This window comes from Runella sp. R0.1_18, assembly GCF_057652155.1.
Map to the genome: position 1 here is coordinate 1 of NZ_JBYFCK010000020.1, position 17837 is coordinate 17837.

At 41.6% G+C, this 17837-nt stretch carries 9 protein-coding genes; 3 read left to right on the forward strand and 6 right to left on the reverse strand.

Annotation, left to right across the window (positions count from 1 at the left end):
• The 5 genes from AC23P2_RS25225 to AC23P2_RS25245 all read right to left on the reverse strand — a co-directional run.
• Window positions 1-1484: Ig-like domain-containing protein (locus tag AC23P2_RS25225; protein ID WP_487775761.1), on the reverse strand; the 1484-nt coding region annotated here is incomplete at its 3' end.
• Between the two features lie 20 nt (window positions 1485-1504).
• Window positions 1505-4969, reverse strand: a complete 3465-nt coding sequence (locus AC23P2_RS25230; protein WP_487775762.1) for a cadherin-like domain-containing protein — start codon at window positions 4967-4969, stop codon at window positions 1505-1507.
• A 28-nt stretch (window positions 4970-4997) separates the two neighbouring features.
• On the reverse strand, window positions 4998-7085 hold the full coding sequence (locus AC23P2_RS25235; RefSeq protein ID WP_487775763.1) for a hypothetical protein: 2088 nt from the start codon (window positions 7083-7085) through the stop codon (window positions 4998-5000).
• Window positions 7086-7919: 834 nt separating this feature from the next.
• Window positions 7920-10052 carry an RCC1 domain-containing protein gene (locus tag AC23P2_RS25240; RefSeq protein WP_487775764.1) on the reverse strand — a complete coding sequence of 711 codons (2133 nt, stop codon included), beginning with the start codon at window positions 10050-10052 and terminating at the stop codon, window positions 7920-7922.
• Between the two features lie 135 nt (window positions 10053-10187).
• Window positions 10188-12290: a hypothetical protein gene (locus AC23P2_RS25245; protein ID WP_487775765.1), complete on the reverse strand. Its 2103-nt coding sequence runs from the start codon at window positions 12288-12290 to the stop codon at window positions 10188-10190.
• An 889-nt stretch (window positions 12291-13179) separates the two neighbouring features.
• Between AC23P2_RS25245 and AC23P2_RS25250 the strand changes: the two genes are divergently transcribed.
• The 3 genes from AC23P2_RS25250 (at window position 13180) to AC23P2_RS25260 (ending at window position 17006) form a co-directional block, all read left to right on the forward strand.
• Complete coding sequence (locus tag AC23P2_RS25250) at window positions 13180-13875, forward strand: LytR/AlgR family response regulator transcription factor (protein WP_487775766.1); 696 nt, start codon at window positions 13180-13182, stop codon at window positions 13873-13875.
• A gap of 76 nt (window positions 13876-13951) precedes the next feature.
• Window positions 13952-15907: a sensor histidine kinase gene (locus AC23P2_RS25255; RefSeq protein WP_487775767.1), complete on the forward strand. Its 1956-nt coding sequence runs from the start codon at window positions 13952-13954 to the stop codon at window positions 15905-15907.
• Between the two features lie 271 nt (window positions 15908-16178).
• Window positions 16179-17006 carry a helix-turn-helix transcriptional regulator gene (locus AC23P2_RS25260; protein WP_487775768.1) on the forward strand — a complete coding sequence of 276 codons (828 nt, stop codon included), beginning with the start codon at window positions 16179-16181 and terminating at the stop codon, window positions 17004-17006.
• A gap of 66 nt (window positions 17007-17072) precedes the next feature.
• On the opposite strand, the gene AC23P2_RS25265 is transcribed toward AC23P2_RS25260, so the two are convergent.
• Window positions 17073-17765: an NUDIX hydrolase gene (locus AC23P2_RS25265; protein ID WP_487775769.1), complete on the reverse strand. Its 693-nt coding sequence runs from the start codon at window positions 17763-17765 to the stop codon at window positions 17073-17075.
• Window positions 17766-17837 lie beyond the last annotated feature (72 nt).

Below are 17837 nucleotides of genomic sequence, written 5' to 3' on the forward strand. Positions count from 1 at the left end.
TGCGGCGTTTCAGCAATGTCGTTGGTGGCAATTGGCGGATTATTTGCTGGTGGCAATATCGCTATCACTACCGTCGCCGTATCGCACGCGCCGCTTGGGTCACATACTTTGTACGTGTAGCGGTCGCTGCCTACGTAGTTCGTATTAGGTGTATAGGTGTAAGTACCGTTTGAATTCTGTACCACCGTCCCGTTCGTCGGATTCGTCACTTTCGTGTACGTCAACTCTGCCGCCGTGTTGTCCACGTCGCTGTCGTTGGACGCTACCGTGCCTGACACTGGCGTGTTGCGCGTCGTTACATTCGCATCGTCAACGGCCACTGGTGGGTTGTTGCCCGCTATCACTGGCACCACATTGATGCTCACCGTAGCCGTGTCACACAAACTTGGAGTTCCATTGTCACAAATGCGGTACGTAAACTTATCCGTTCCTGTAAAATTCGCATTTGGCGTATAAACAAAAGTACCGTCTGGGTTTTGACTCACCGTTCCGTTCGTCGGATCCGTCAATTTCACTGGACTGCCCAATGTACCGTTTGGTGTGCCTGACGCATCTGGGTCGCTGTCATTCGCCTTCGCGTTAATCGTCACTGGCGTGCCTACTTCCGTTTGCGTATTGTCATCCACCGCAATTGGCTTATCGTTGCCTGGTGTCGGCGTTGGAATGATGTTAATCACCACGCAAGCCGTATCTTTCAAGCCTACATTGTCCTTCACTTCGTAACAGAAACCGTCTTGACCCGTTACTCCTGGGTTTGGTGTATAAGTGAACGTGCCATCTGGGTTCAAACTCACCGTTCCTTTCGTCGGTGGCGTCACTGGCGTCGTCGTCACTGTCAATGGCCCGCCTTCTGGATCATCATCGTTGGTCAACACATTACCTGTAAACGGTTTGTCTTGCGGCGTTTCAGCAATGTCGTTGGTCGCAATTGGCGGTAAATTGACCGAACAAGTCGTTCCTGTATTGTCATAATTACTCTTGTAAACGTCAGCAAAGTTGATGGCATTTCCAATGTAGTTATTGTAATCACCAAAAAGCATTCCTGGCGCATCTGACTGCGGATCAGACGTATTTTCAAAAAGTCTCACACCCGCTACACAACTACCCGAGAGAGAAAATTTGAAAAGCATTTTTTCCTGCCCCGTTGTCCATGACATTGGCGCGCCAGTCGTGGAAATGCCGTGGAAATCCGAATTAGGTGCCGCCGTAGGAGCATAGACGGTTGAATTATCCGCCCAAACTCCACCATTGACTGACGTAATCGTCAATTTTGCATCTGCTATACTCTTGGGAAGCACGACTGTAATTTGAGTCCCACCTCCCACGTTGAATACTGCCGCCGAAAAATCGGGTTTACCATATACTTCGTATTCACTCGTCGTGGAGTTGAATCGAATGGTTGTTTCTACTTTTTGAGCCATTGCTTGAACGCTCACAAAAAGCCCCCCGAACAAGATTAAAAGATATTTTATCAATCGTTCCATAATAATTAGTAGGGTAAGGTTTAAGGGATTTGTTCAAACATGTTATTGAAGTTGTACAATTGCCCAATGTTCAATCGGTACAATAAAATATTGTTCTGGATGTAAATGATGTCGTTGTTTGCACCCGCATACTTTACTTTTCCATCCATGTTGATGTCTCCCTGCTTATAACCTATGCCATTGTTGAAGTTGTAAGGGAGTGCCGCAAAATCCACCAAAATTTCATTCAATGGTTTTATCAAATCGGTATTGGCACCATCGTATTTAAGGCGAAAATCTGATACTGCATTTCCTGCCCACAATGCTTTCTTACCTGGCAAAACGGTTGTATTCATTTCAACGCCGTCGTAGTTTAACGTTAAAACATTGGGTCGATTCCAGACATTCGAACTATCCATCACTGTGAAATCTACCAACGTCCCGACCGTTGTCATGGGAATCGCTTTGTTGGTCATTACTCCGAGGTGATTGCGATGTTTTACGGAAACAAAGTAAGAAGTGCTCGTTAATCCACTAAACGTCAATGCAGACGTTCCATCGACAGGTGACACTACATCTCCGTCCCTTTGTACCAATCCTGAAGCCGTTTGAAGAACTACGGTGGAGTCTGATTTCGAGCGTAATTCTACAAACACCCAATCGACAATCGCATTACCCGTTCCAACGTTTCCACCTAATACCGCAGCCGTCGTTAGTTCTCCTCCACCTTTCAGGTGTTTAAATCGAACGCTTGTTAGTCCAAGTGAATCATTTAGCGCAGTATATGGCTCTTTTAAAGGAATTAAATTCAACCTACGTAAATCATCACGCATCAAGCCATCGCCAGTCGCATATAATGCCCCTTGTAGTAATACTCTAAGTACCAGTTTCGCCACAGGAGTTGGTAAAACAGTGAGCGTTACCGTGGCTGTATCACATTTCACTGGGGTACCGCTATCACAAACTTTGTACGTGAAGACGTCGCTCCCCACAAAATCAGTATTTGGGGTGTAAGTATAAGTTCCGTCGGCATTGAACGTAACAGTACCGTTTGTCGGCGCGCTTACTCTAGTAAACGTTAGTGGGGTATTGTTATCAGGATCAAAATCATTGGTTGCTACGGTTCCACTTACTGGTGTATTTTTCAACGTTACATTAGCATCATCCACTGCAATTGGTGGTTTATTACCAATCAACGGTGTTGGTAAAATGGTCACTGTAACAGTCGCTGTATCACACAAACTTGGTGTTCCATTGTCACAAATACGGTAGGTAAATGTGTCCTTACCAATATATCCCGTTGTCGGTGTGTAAGTATAAGTACCATCGGGGTTTAACGCAACTGTACCGTGCGCAGGATCCGTCAGCTTTGTTGGTGTCCCCAGCGTACCATTAGGTGTTCCTGTTGGATCTGGATCAACGTCATTGGCTTTGACTTTAATAACAACCGCCGTATTTAAGTACGTTTCGGTCGCATCATCTGCCGCAATTGGCTTGTTGTTTTCAACCGTTGGCGCTGGTAAAATATTAATAGTCACGCAAGCGGTGGACTTTAAGCCTGCATTGTCCGAAATCTCGTAACAAAAGACATCCTGACCCGTTACCCCTGGATTTGGCGTGTAGGTAAATGTGCCGTTGGCATTCAGTACCACCGTTCCTTTGGTCGGCGGAGTCACGGGCGTAGTAGTCACCGTCAGTGGCCCTCCTTCTGGATCACGGTCATTGGTCAACACGCTACCTGAAACGGGCTTATCTTGTACGGTATTGAAGATGTCATTAACAGCAATTGGTGGCAGGTTAGAAATGCTACAAACACGGTAATGGATCGAGTTCGACACTTCATAACAGCTATCTAATTGCGTAACTTTTGAATAAAGAACATCTCCAACGACAAAATTTATTGGTTTGGTTCTATATACAGCCACAACCGCGTAATATCCCGTATCGACTGCGGCAAATGAAGCACTGCTACTGATGGCCTTTATTTTGTTGGTTGTTTCGTCAATCAATACGTAGGTGGTCGTCACCCCTGCGGTTGTACTTGGATTGGCAGTAAATGTAATCGTAGTGGGTGCTGTTGTGTAATCACAAGCGCCACAAACTCGAAAGGCAAGCGGCGTCGAATACTTCAAACAACCACTCGTGCTATATACTTCCGTAATTCTTTTCCCAACCGTTGCGTCCTTCAAGGTATCGGCATAATAGGCTCCCACCACGTAATAGTTACCCGCATTCACCCCTGTAAAACTTGGGGCAGTTGCATTCGTTTTCACGATTTGGCCATTGGCCATATCCACCAATAAGTACGTTTTCAAATAACCCGCTGGTTCATTGGTCACCGTCAACGTTACATTGGCAGGTGCGGCATTGTAATCACAGGCCGTTGGCGTAGGGGGCAATGGTGGAATTGGAGATTCACAATCGTTAATTTGCACCGTTACCGAATCAGCAGGGCTGTAACAATTGGCTACTTTATGGTAGTACAACGCATAAAACTTACCACTAGCACTTACCGTAAGATTGGTAAGCGTATCTGAAGCCGAGGCTGGAACTTTATTCGTACTCCAAATCAGTGTTGTACCCGCTGGTTTGGTTCCTGTATTGGTTAACGTAGCCAACGAGACTGTAGTTGCTGGACAGGTATTCACCAAAGAAGTAGCCGCAATCACGGGTGCAACTGTTCCCGCAGGACAGCTACACGCATTAATCGTAACTGTAACTGAATCGGCAGGACTATAACAATTATTAGTAGCGTCAAAAAATGCTGCATAGTATTTCCCAGCTCCTAACCCAGAGACACTACTTAACTTATTGGCCGTAGTAGCCGTCTTAGAACTGTGCCACGTTAGGGTGGTATTGGCAGGCAAATTACTGGCCGTAATCGACCCCAAACTTACTAACGTAGCTGGACATACGTTAGATAAAGAAGTACTACTCAACACAGGTGAGGCTGTTCCAGCCAAACAAGGCGTAGAACAATTAGTAGCAATGGCCACAATCCCAGCATTTGATGTTGTATAACAACCTGAGGCATCTCGATAGGCTACAAAATAAATGACGGGCGTCGATGTAGGTGTCACAACCGTATTCGAAATTCGGTTGGCATCCGTCGCAACAGGATCCGTATGAAAAGTAACAACCGAACCCGTAGGTTTCCCTGTACTGTCCACCGAAGCTTTTAAATTGACGGTTGTTGCGGCACAGGCATTGGTGACAACCAAGATAGGTGTAGGCTGACTATAGCAGACAGGGCTCCCACCTAAATTGTACACGGCATAATACAAACCTGGTGCAACCGCTTGCGCTTGAGCATTTGTCATGAGGTTCGCGCTCCCCACGGGCAAGTCGCTGTGCCACTCGAAGGTAGCCCCCGACGGTACGCTTGTTGGCTGATACGCTGTGATATTCACTTGTGGTGTCTGGGAATACGCGCTCCCAAACACCGCAAGCAAAAGCGCTATACAGCAACCAATTGCTCTTTTTAAGATGGATAATTTATTTCTCATATTCACGAATTATAAGGGGTAACTTATTTTATTTTTTTAACATCGGACCCACAGACGGTACACATTCAAGCGTCCAAACATCGACAATGGCTTTTTTCGACTCTTTTGTCAAATCTGCAGCACAACTGCCCGCCTGCCCAATCGTGAATTGAAAGGCGTTTGTCAGCGTGCTACCATCGTAGCTGATTGGAATGTGGAACGTTTGCACTCCTGTGGTAGTGGCCGTCACCTTATCAAAACCACTGACCAAACTCATGCCTGAACCACTGATGGTAATGGGCGAGAAATCGCCTACCGTTGCTACGTCTATTGTTACCAACAACGAAAGCTTTGAAGGTGTCCCTTGGACGGGTGCAGGGTATAGTTTCGTTTTTGAACAGTCAATCACTCCCACGCCTGGCGTTGACACTGGCTCGCCCAGCGGGCCACCCGTGCCGGGGCTGGTGTTGCAACTCAATAGCTGTTCGTTGGCAATGGGTACAGGATATGCAGAGGTATATCTGAAGTTACCCAGCGTTATTTTACCAGGTGCTGTATTAGCACTCATATTTCCAACGAAGTAACCTCTTCCTGATGCCGAAATAATTCCTAATTGCCGGCTTAAACTTGAAATGAATATTTTTGCTGCCCCACGATAGTTAACTGCTTCATAAATCCAAGAAAAATACGAATTTGAGCGGGTATAAATTATGTCAAAACAACGATCGGGCAAACGAGCAGGAGCAGGCGCCGTTGTTGGCTGCAAATAATTACCAGTCATGATATCGTTTGTGCTCGACACACCAAAGCCCGACCCACTCCAATAAACCCTATTGTTGTCCCCCACCAGAAGAGTTCCTACATTCTGATATTGATTCGGAAACGCTCCTATAATATCTATTACTTTTGTTACGCCTGGTGGCATAGCAATCTCCGTAAACTGCTTTAGTACATAGGCTGAATCTACATCCCCTATGTTTGAAAAACCAGCTAACATCTCAGAGGGGGCGGGAGGTGTTTTGAGCGGGACAACCACATACTGCCGGTAATCTCCGCCAGGAACCCCACCTCCTCGGGCAAAAGTGAATCGCCAAGCCCCCGATACAAAAGCTTTTCCACTCGCACTAATCGCGTAGGCATTATCATATGGATTTTCAGAACGCACGTGCATTTTTATAATATCTTCTCCCGCAGGAAATGGAACTAAACGCGGTGTAATGGAACGGACAGCACCACCAGCTTCGGCACCAACAAACGAAGGGGCGGGAGTATTTCCAAAGAAAACAGAAGGTACGCCCGAAGTCCCGTTCCCAGGCATTGCTCCTGAAAAATAGATATTGCCATCATTGCCTTTTAAATAGACAATCGGAGTTGTATTAAAATTGGACACCCACACCTTCGTGTATTTGAATGTTGCGCTCACACCTGCTGGGTTAGGCAATTGAGCAAAGGTTGTAGGATAGGCACCAACATTGTTACCAATATGATACGCTTTTCCTGAAGACCCAATAATAACGCCGTACTCCTTCATTAGTGAAAAATCCATATCTACGAAACTAGACTCTCCGATATTGGTCATAAGTACGGGCTGTCTTTTGGCCTTGGTGGTATCTACGCCACCGTTTAATACGGGAAAAGTAGGGAGGTCACTTCCCGCTATTCCCGAATTCAACCCCCAGGCATACATCTTCCCACTGGCTGTTAAACAAAAAAAAGTAGCATATCTAAATCCATAATTACGAAAGTTTGATCCAATAGCAGCTGTCCGTACTTTTATGGGTGTTTCGCCCGCTGGAAATGGGACATAATACGGAGCTAGTTGACGAACGTATCTATCGGTATATTGCGTAGATGCCATTTCCGTTTGGATTGTATAACCTATGTTTGTACCCCATGTGTAAACTCTGCCATCTTTTGTGAGACCAATAGACGAACCTTCACCAGATTCGTCGAATGATGATATCTCTTCCCAAGACAAGGACGAGTAAGCGGGCATCCCCAAATCAAGCCCTCCCGACTGTGCATGAGAGTTAATGGTCGTTATTCTAGCAAATAGAAGCCACGTAAGTAAATAAAAGGAAAGAATGCTAGGAATCTTCCATCTTTTCAAGAGCAAGGGGTAATAAAATGCTTTCATATGCAATACTGTTTTTAAGGTGATTGACCCTAAGATGAAATAAGGATAAGAGGTAATTATCTTGAACTTGGTATTAATTGCTTTTAATGTACTTACATAAATTGCACATCATAAAACACACTAAAATGACACCAACTTTATTAGAAGTAACGATAAATTCAAACGAAGTGGCGATTCAAGGCAATGAAATGGCGATATATTTTAATAAAAACAGATATACCTAAAAGAATCTCACCTTACTACCAATAACCCTACCAAGAAATCAAATTGAAAGCTTGGGAAAGCCCTGTTATCATATAAAATGGCGTTATGTATAAACATATATGCAACTATATATAATAAATGTAAAGTAAGATAGCAATCGCGGGAAGCCACACTATCAAAAATTACGCCAATTTTAAATTTATCTATCAAACATAGACAAAACACACCGAAATTTATTTCAAATAGGCATTTTTTGAGACAAACATTTGTTGATTTTACTAATCACCGTGTATTTACACATCAGTTTTCAGTCCAATCGGCGAAAAGTTTTTATCCGTCACATAGCCCAGTAAAAAGTGAGCAACGAAACGATAGAAAATACACATTACAAAGCTTATCTCCTGACAGTTTAACTTCAACTGTTTTTGACTTAAAAGTAAGGAAAACAAAGTGCACTCATATGGATTTACAAATTTTAACATTACGATTTTCTTGACCTTCTCAACTGGTTATTGAAATTTCAAACCTCACTTATCTGCTGAGATTTAAGCTTAACAAGTGAGATTATATTATTTTGAAGGCGCCCCGACGTGATAGCCATAAAGCTAATCTCAAAGGCATCTACGTTGTTTATTTCTTCAACATCGGACCTACGGATGGTACACATTCAAGCGTCCAAACATCGACGATGGCTTTTTTCGACTCTTTCGTCAAATCTGCCGCACAACTGCCCGCCTGCCCAATCGTAAATTGGAAGGCGTTTGTCAGCGTGCTACCATCGTAGTTGATTGGAATGTGTAACGTCTGAACTCCCGTTCCTTCTACGGTTAAACTACTAAACCCAGCAGGTAAGCTCATTCCCGAGCCACTTACGGTAATGGGCGAAAACAAACCTGCCGTTGTCACATTCACTGTAACCAATAGCGATAACTTTGAAGGTGTTCCCTGCACTGGAGCTGGATAGAGCTTGGTTTTTGAGCAATCAATCGTACCAGCTGCTGGAGCAGGATCACCCAAGGGGCCTCCTGTACCTGGGCTGGTGTTGCAACTCAATAACAGTTCATTGGCGATTGGAATAGGGAAATAAGAATAGTCCCCATTCATTCCATCATTACCATAAGATATTTTACCAATCCCAGCATTTGCCGCTAATTCACCAACAACATATCCCCGTCCCGACTGCGATATTATAAAAAATTGTTCTCCGACAGCAGTACCTGATTTAATCAGTTTCTTTGCCCCTGCATAGTTCACCGCTTCATACGTCCATGAGTATCGGGAAATTGAGTTTGCGTTTAGCACATCTTTGCAATCATCGGTAAACTCACCTATACTTCCCACAGGTGGCTCACCTTGGACATTGACCAGCGATAAGTAGTTACCCGCATAGATGGTATTTGCTACCCTATTATCATTTGTACCAGTCCAATACACTTTTCCGTTGTCGCCAACCACAAGTGTCGTGGTATGATAATCCGTAACAAATTGCCTCCCCACCATGACATCCGTTATTTTTGATACGCCTGGCGGCATAGCCATCTCTACAAATTTATTAAGATAACAAACAGTATCTGTGCCTGATGGGACTCGTTTGAATTCATCTGCAGCCAGAGGGGCTGTTTTTAAAGGGGCAATTACATAGTTGGTAGGATACACCCCAGGTTTGGTATAGGCAGGGTCGTTGTAGCGACTAGAGACTCGCCAAACTCCCGCAGCGTAGGCTTTCCCGCTGGCCGCAATCGCAAAAGACGTTGCATAAATATCTAGTGCAGCCACTTTAACATCAATAATATCTTCCCCCGCAGGAAAGGGAACTTCACGCGGGGTGATCAAAGTTACTTTACCATTCGTTTCATTCGTTGTGAGGGTCGGAGCCGTTGGAAGCGGAAAAAGCGAGGGTACACCTGATGCAAATACACTGCTACTACCCATTCTTCCTGTATAGTAAATTTTTCCATCGTTTCCTTTTAAATAAATGTGAGGCAAGGGTGTATCTATGTTACCCACCCAGACATTGGTATATTTGAAACTCGCAGCAGCCCCCGTAGGTTGAGGGATTTCACCAAAAGTCGTCGTGTTTACGGCTCCTCCATCACCGATGTGATAAGCTTTTCCTGATGCGCCAATCGCAACCCAATAAAAAGAGTTTCTTGGCACGTCAAAATCTACAAATTCGCTTTCGCCTAAAATCGTCAATGGGATTGGCACCCGCTTTGCCCTGGTCGTATCAGCATAACTAGATGGAGTCCCAAGCGTCCATCCCGCAACTGTTCCAACAAGTCCCGTATTAATTCCCCATGCGCATAATTTACCAGAAGCAGTCAAACAAAAGAATGTGTTAGCGTAGTTATAGGTAGTTGCTTCATCAATCGTCACCCGCACTTTTTTAACGGGTTCATTGCCTGGCACCGACACCTTGTAAGGTGTTACCTGATACGAATTTGCAAGGGTTGCTGTCGATGTACCGTTCCGCTTGGCATGAATGGTAAAAAATTGGTTTGCGCCCCAGGTATAGACTCGCCCGTCGGTGGTCAAGCCAATGGTTGCCATCGATTCGTTGTTCTTGAGGTGAGATGATATATCTGCCCACGCCAGCGAAGAAACCGCTGGTTTGCCTAAATCGGAGCCAAACTGGGCCAGTACGTTTTGCCCAACAAAAAATGAGCAACAAAACAATAAACTTACTAACGCACAGCGAAGCTTATCTCCTGGCAACCTCGTCCGTACTTGATTCAAGAGTAAGGGGTAATAAGATGTTTTCATTTGTATTGATAAATTTTGTCGTTACGAGTTTTTTTAACGTTATCAATTTTCAGAGTAGGGTTTCAAGTTGTTGCTGAGGTGCAAAGCCCCTCTCTTATCAGCCAAGGCTAACCTGTTGATAAGAGAGGGTATTTTTTATTTTGAGAGTACGCCTGGGGTAATCGCCGAACAGTTGTTCAAACTCCATACCCTCGTAATTTCGTTGGAAGGCTTGTTGGTCAAATCGGCCGAGCAACTACCCGCTTGACCAATCGTAAATTGGAAATTATTGGTCAACGTACTTCCATCGTATTTGATTGGAATGTGAAACGTTTGTATTCCCGTAGTAGTGGCCGTTACCTTATCAAAACCACTCACTAAGCTCATGCCCGAACCACTGATGGTAATGGGCGAGAAATCTCCGACCGTTGTTACGTTTATTGTTACCAACAACGAAAGCTCAGAGGGTGTCCCTTGCACAGGGGCGGGGTACAGTTTCGTTTTTGAACAGTCAATCACTCCCACGCCTGGCGTTGATACAGGCTCGCCCAACGGGCCACCCGTGCCTGGGCTAGTGTTACAATCATATAGTACTTCGTTAGCAATCGGAATAGGATATGGAGACGTGAATTGCTTGAAAGCGTTATTCGCGTATATTTTACCAGATCCTGTATTCATAAACATATCCCCACTAAAATACCCTCTCCCTGACTTTGATATGATTAGAAATTGATTGCCTTGAAGAACTGTATTATAGATATATACAGCCCCCCGATAATTAATAGCTTCATGTTGCCAGGTATAAAAGTTATTTGCTGCTCCATAATCTACATTAGCACAAAAATCACTCAAAAGTTTATTTTGTCTCATTAGTTCGAGAAAATTACCTACATACGGCTCAGCTTGTGTAGCAGCAACGACACTAGTGCCACTCCAGTACACTTTGTTGTTATCACCAATAATTAAACTATATAGAGAGTACGTACTGGCATGCCCTTCGCCTCCGTGAAAATGTATTACCTTTGAAGCACCCGGAGGCATCGCCACTTCAACAAACTGTTTCAAGACAAACGCACTATCTGAATTAACAACAGGAGCAGGTGCTATGATCTGTAAATTTGCGGCTGTTGGGACATTTTTAAGCGGAGCGACTACAAAAGTTCGCCCAGTATAACTAGTAAGGTAATCTCCTTTTACAAAACGCCAACCTCCTGCTAAATAAGCTTTTCCACTTACAGACCGAGCAAATATACTTCCATAATTTTGTGAGATTGCTTGTATATCAATTTCTGCAATACTTTCACCAGCAGGGAATGGAACCAAACGAGGACTAATAGTTAATACTTGGCCTAAAGTCTCTGGAGACGTAGTCGTTTGTCCAGGATATACAGACGGCACTGCCGTATTATAACCAAACCCCATTTGTCCTGTATAATACACATTCCCGTCATTCGCTTTCAAATAAATCATCGGTGTACCATTTTGTGATACCCATACATTTGTATATTTAAACCCTGGACTAACACCAGATGGCAGAGGTAAAGCATTAAATGTAGTAGTGGGCGATACACTCCCTCCAGCTTTTCCTATATGATACGCTTTTCCAGACTGCCCTATGGCCACCCAGTACTCTCCCATTACGGATGTAGCAAAATCAACAAAGCTACTTTCACCAGGTACTGTAAGCTGTATTGGCCTTCGGCGCGCTTTGGTTGTATCCGCGTCCGCTGGTACGGCGCCGCCAACGGAAGGCCATGCCGTTGCCACTAGCCCGTTGTTTATACCCCAAGCATAAAGCATTCCGCTTTGGGTTAAAGCAAAAAAGGTAGGCAGTCGAACCCCACTCAGGTTATTCCCCAACACTCTTACCTTAACAACTTTTTCACCTGCTGGACTAGGCAAGTAAAATGGAGTTGCCTGCACAGTAGGGCCTATAATAGAGCCGTTCCCTTGGCTTTTTGCAGATTGGGTATGAATTGTATATGCACGATTCGAGCCCCACGTATACACACGGCCATCTTTTGTTAGGCCAATCGAACAAGATGTAGTTTGTTCTTGGCTAGAAGACGAAATATGATCCCACGCCAGCGTAGAAACCGCTGGTGCACCCAAATCCGAGCCAAACTGGGCTTGAACAGCCTGCTGTCCAAAAAATAACAAACTTACTAATATGTAAGCAATGCGTAATCGGTAAGGTCTGCCATCAGGCATCCCCACAAAAAAATGGTTTCGAAGCAAGGAGTAATAAAATGCTTTCATATATGATACTGTTTTTAAGGTGATTGACCCTAAGATAAAATAAGGATAAGAGGTAATTATCTTGAACTTGGCATTAGTTGTTGTGCATGTATTTACTATAAATTGCACATCTAAAAGCACACTAAAATGACACCAAGAATGAGAGAAGTAACTGTGATTTCAAACCAAATGGCGACTTAACCAAATGAAATGGCGATATATTCCATTCAATATAAATATACCAAATAAGAAGTCGATTAGCCTATCAATAAGCTTACCAAGTATTCATTACGTTGATTATTAAAGCACCTAATACTATACAAAATGGCGACTTTTAGCTATGTATATATATCTATGTAACATCAATGACAAAATAGGTCAATTGCTACAAAAAACTCCCTTATCAATAATGATGCCATTTTTTAAATAGGCTCAGTACCATAGATATATACTGTCATATAAAGACCCAAAATAAGGATTTTATGAGACAAGCCCCTAAGGATTTTGTTTTAAGGACACGTTTTTTGTGACACTTAAAAACATACCATTGGCAATTGTGTTACAAAAAAGAGGTTTGTCCTTACAAATACCTCATTTAACTGGGTTTTTCAAAATAACTGGGTAGGATGTACCAACAAAAACATTATTGTCCCTTCCAAATCGTATGATTTTATGTTAAATTACGAATATACTTATCCAAGCTAACATACAACAAAATGGCTACTTTATACAATGTAATGTCTAAAATATAAATTATAACCCAAATATGTATATACTGTATATCCTATTTTCCAAAAAAAATGAACGAAGAACATCTATATTTTTATTCAAAAAAACTTGTTACTTTGTCCCAAAGTGTTAGTCCTATCCTGAACTTACCCTTCTTCAAGCATTTAAAGCAGAAAACTTTATGAAAAATTTGGCCGCACTAATCATTGACGACGACCCAGAACAAGCAGAACACCTTCAAAGTATCCTAGAAAAATTACCTATTTTTCTTTCCATCAAAATTATCAATGACTCTACAAAAGGCTATGCCGAACTCCTTGAAAACGAGTACGATTTACTTTTCTTGGACATGGAGATGCCAGAGCTTAGCGGAATGGAGCTCCTCAAATCGCTGGCGCTGCCACCAACCATTGTGGTCACTTCCCATCCTGGTTATGCAGCCGAGTGTTTCGACCTCGACGATGTGGTGGATTTTGTAGAAAAACCATTTACCGTCACGCGCATCGGCAGAGCAGTCCGCAGGGCCATGCAGGAGGTAGTTGAAAAAATCGACGAAAACACCGTTTACTTTAAAGCAGGCCACCGAAATCAACAGTATAAACTTGATGAAATTTTATACATTGAGGCCGATGGGATTTACAGTATGATTTATTTGAAGTCTGGCGAACGAAGCCTTATCAACAGTAATATTTCGGAAGTAGAAAAGCAGCTAGAACATACCAAGCTTGTCCGTCTTCACAAGTCTTATATTTATAATTGTATCCATATTGCTTCTTTTGATAGCCGTCATTTGTGGATTGGTAACCAAAAATTTGCGTTGGGCGTTAGCTATCGAGGTCGTTTGGCGCAATACTTGAATATTGACCCTAATTTTTAAACCTTGACAATAGGATAGTGATACCTAAAGTAATATTTTAAGTATCACTATCAATAAGCATATTAATCACATGTCAATGCGAGCTTATTTATTCTTGTTTGTACTATTTATTTTTAATCTATTTTCATTTTCTCAAACTACACAAAATAAGTCAACAAGTAGCTACACAAAAGATACTACTTATATTCGGAATGTATTAACCAAAATCACGACACTTTACTATGATGCTCGACATGACAGTGTTTTAATATACCTTAATCGTATCAATTCATTTTCAAAAGAAAAAAAAATAACCATTTTTAATCCTGAAATTTACTTTCAATACGGTCAATATTACAGAGGACACACGCAATACAATTGGAAGAGAGCCCTAGAAATGTTTAATAAATCGTTGTATTGGGCACGAAAAAGAAAAGACAATGAATTTATAGAAGAAATTAATTACAAAAAGCTAACCATTTATTCTGACATTTTCTTAGGTAGTAGTACTAGCCATGCCAAGCAAGGGGATTTGGTCAAACAATTATACGAAAATATTCGATTTTCTGAAATTTCTAAATCCAAAAAGAGTTTATATAAAACTATTTATCTGTTTAAGGATATATATTATACCTATAAACAAGACTCTAGCTATTACTCATTTTTTGATAAGCACTTAAAAAACAACCCATTAACTCCTAAATCTATTAATTATCAAATTATATATTTTGGGTATTTTATTTATAAAAAAGATCTACAAAAGGCGAAGAGTTGTTTTGAAGAGTTGAGTAAATTTCACGCAAAAAAAGAACTTAGCGACATGGTATATGCCTATTATATCAACGATATGATGCGAGAGTCGCTCAACTATCCCTCACTAAGCTCCATAATAGCTACCCAACTTAAACCAAGACTAAATCGACTTCCTGGGAGAACAGACAGCCTTACTTACTATAATAATTTTAGTACGTTTTACCTCAAAAAAAAACAATTTGTATATGCCGAGAACTATACTCAATTGGCAAAAAACCTGATTGATAAGACACCTAATTTATCTATCACGCATCGGTACGACTTTCTAATCAATCAGTTATTACTATTAGAACATAAAAATGAGCTAAAAAAAAGTATTGAAATTTACAAAAAACTCATTCCAATCAAAGATAGTTTGAATAGTTTATTCGCTGGTTTTAATCTTATTTTACTTCAAGAACAAATAGAGAGTGATTTAAAATTGAAAGAATTTCAAAAAGAAATTGAATTAAAAAAATACGAATCAGAGCAATTTCAAATACAAAAGTTCAGAGAATTTACTGGGCTAATTCTATCAATTGTGATTTTATTAATCTCACTCGTTATCATTGGTATTCAAATAAGAAAAAACCGAAAACAAACAGATACACTACTCGAATTAACTTCGACCCAAAATACCCTTTTTGGCGTCATTGGTCACGACTTACGCAGCCCCGTTTTAGCCGCTTATACAAACATAAAAAAGGTTGTAAATAATCCAGCATTAACTGCAGAAGAAATCAGGAGTTCACTTCATTCAAAAATGGTTAGACTCAATACACTTCTACTAACACTTGATAACCTTCTATATTGGTCTAACAGCCAACAAAAATCTTTTAAACGAAAGCCAATACAATGTAACCTGCTAGAAATTGTAGAGGAATGTTTAGAATTGCTTGAAACAAATATTGAGTTAAACGAGCTATCCATTGTCAATGAAATTGACCCAACATTAGTATGTACTATTGATGAAAATCATTTTAAAATCATCATTAGAAATCTACTTCAGAACGCCATAAAATTCTCGCCAACAGGGGGTTCAATAACACTTACTTCAGATGCACAACCACCATTTGTCACCATTTCAGTTCTTGATTCTGGCCCTGGGTTTGGCAATACAGGCAATTCTAAGCAAAAAGGTTCGGGTCTAGGACTCACCCTTGTGCAATCTCTTTTAAAAATCAACAACGGAGAATTGGAGATAACCGATACATCGTTTGGAGCACTAGTAACCATCAGAGTTTTGAACGCTAATACATAAACGTTTACATTTTTATTGATACCAAAATCAAGTAATTTTATCCTTCCAATCAATTACATACCTTAAATATATCCTTATTTATGCCTCACAAATACCAAGACAATTACTTTGTCATTGACCATAAAGAGCCATTTTATTAAACTTTTTGTACTATTTCGCTATAAAACTTGCCAATTGGTTTAATTTGTTGCTATCTCTAGGTATCTTTGGTACTTACATTGCGTCAAAACTCACAACTATCCAATATTCCAACCTACTAACTGCCGACGCAATGAAGCCATACACTTTCATGACAACTGCCGCAGAGTCAACCCTTAACGTCAATTTATTATACTCAGACGCTGATTTTGAATGGAATGAGTTTAACCTTCCAGTTCTACCCTCGCATCAGTGGTTTCAGTACCCTTTGCCTAATTCAGGGGCTAAACTTGCTATTGTGTTTATCTCACCAACTCCCTCCATTAAGTTTATTGACTGCTCCCTCTATCCAAATCAACCCATAACGTGGTTTGAAGGGGTAGGGCCGCACACCAAATGGAAAGGGTTCTTCATCGTCACAAAAGATGACTATTTAGAAAAAAGTTTTGCCTTACAAACCAATGAGTTACGGATGAACCAAACCTCCTATCCGCTTCCCCCCGCCTGCTTTACGTCTCTGCTGGCACTGACAGGCTGGGCCACGGGAGATTTGAAAGAGTTTGTCTCTCCCAAAAAACTTATCCATGACTTTCTACGGCAGGCTTGCTCGTCAATTGACCTCAACAGCCCTTCTGCTCCCACCAATAAGGTAGTAAAACACTTAGAGGAACTCGTTGAGAATCACCTAGAAGGAGGTTTTTTACCCAAAATTGACGAGATCGCCCTAGAACTCAACATGCACAAAGTAACGCTCCAAAACAAGTTTAAACAAGTTCACAATAAATCACTCTACGAATATTATCTTGACCGAAAGCTTGAAAGAGCCTGTGAGCTTTTAAAATATTTTAAAGTACAAGAAGTTGCTGAACGCCTAGGATATACGCAAGCCATTAAATTCATTATTGTCTTTAAAAAACGTTACAACATTACCCCCAAACAGTTTGTACAAGGACAATTTTAAGTAGTTGAAAGTGATACAAAAAAATGTCCCAACGCATTTGTGAATGAGTTGGGACATTTTTTTGTATCATGCTTCAAAGCTGTATAAAAAAGGTGCTTTGTGGGCCGCACCCGAGTACTGCTTATCGTGGCGCTTTAGAATCCCTAATCCCAACATTTTACGCTGAAATGCTCCACGGTGAAGTTTTTCACCTAAAATAGCTTCATAAACCTTTTGGAGATCACCCATCGTAAAAAGTGGTGGTAATAAATTCATCCCTACGAGTTGTCTTTCCAAGTTGTCGCGTAGCGTTTGTAGGGCTTTGTTTACTATGTTGCCGTGGTCGAGCATCAGTTCGGGAAGGTCGTCTAAACTGTACCAATCACATGAATCAGAAAGTGCATCAGGCGTAGGAACCACCTCACTATAATTGATAAGGGCATAATAGGCCACCGAAATAAACCGATCCAGCATCCATTCGTACGTCTGGATGGAATGTCCATTGGCTTCAAGAATCGTTTGCATCACTTCTGGTCGAAATCGAGCCACATCGCCAAACGTATAAAACTGCTCTAAATAGATATTATCCAAGCCCGTCCGTTCCTTCAAACCTCGGCGCACCGCATCGTTTAGGTTTTCATCCATTTTCACAAAGCCGCCTGGCAAAGCAAAAAGCCCTGTATTATGGTACTTCGTAATCAATATTTTGAGTTTTTCTCCCGAAAAACCAAAGATAACCGAATCGTAGGCAATGTGTCTTAAATACGCTGTTTGCTTCACTGATGACTGATTTTTGACCAACAAATGTAAATTTTTTTCAAATAAATAGGATAATTTTCAAAAAGCAACTAT

What these genes read in the sequence shown, in the direction of transcription:
- AC23P2_RS25240 (WP_487775764.1), bottom strand. Translation starts at nt 10,052, where the DNA reads ATGAAAACATCTTATTACCCCTTACTCTTGAATCAAGTACGGACGAGG.
- AC23P2_RS25250 (WP_487775766.1), top strand. Translation starts at nt 13,180, where the DNA reads ATGAAAAATTTGGCCGCACTAATCATTGACGACGACCCAGAACAAGCA.
- AC23P2_RS25255 (WP_487775767.1), top strand. Translation starts at nt 13,952, where the DNA reads ATGCGAGCTTATTTATTCTTGTTTGTACTATTTATTTTTAATCTATTT.
- AC23P2_RS25245 (WP_487775765.1), bottom strand. Translation starts at nt 12,290, where the DNA reads ATGAAAGCATTTTATTACTCCTTGCTTCGAAACCATTTTTTTGTGGGG.
- AC23P2_RS25260 (WP_487775768.1), top strand. Translation starts at nt 16,179, where the DNA reads ATGAAGCCATACACTTTCATGACAACTGCCGCAGAGTCAACCCTTAAC.
- AC23P2_RS25230 (WP_487775762.1), bottom strand. Translation starts at nt 4,969, where the DNA reads ATGAGAAATAAATTATCCATCTTAAAAAGAGCAATTGGTTGCTGTATA.
- AC23P2_RS25235 (WP_487775763.1), bottom strand. Translation starts at nt 7,085, where the DNA reads ATGAAAGCATTTTATTACCCCTTGCTCTTGAAAAGATGGAAGATTCCT.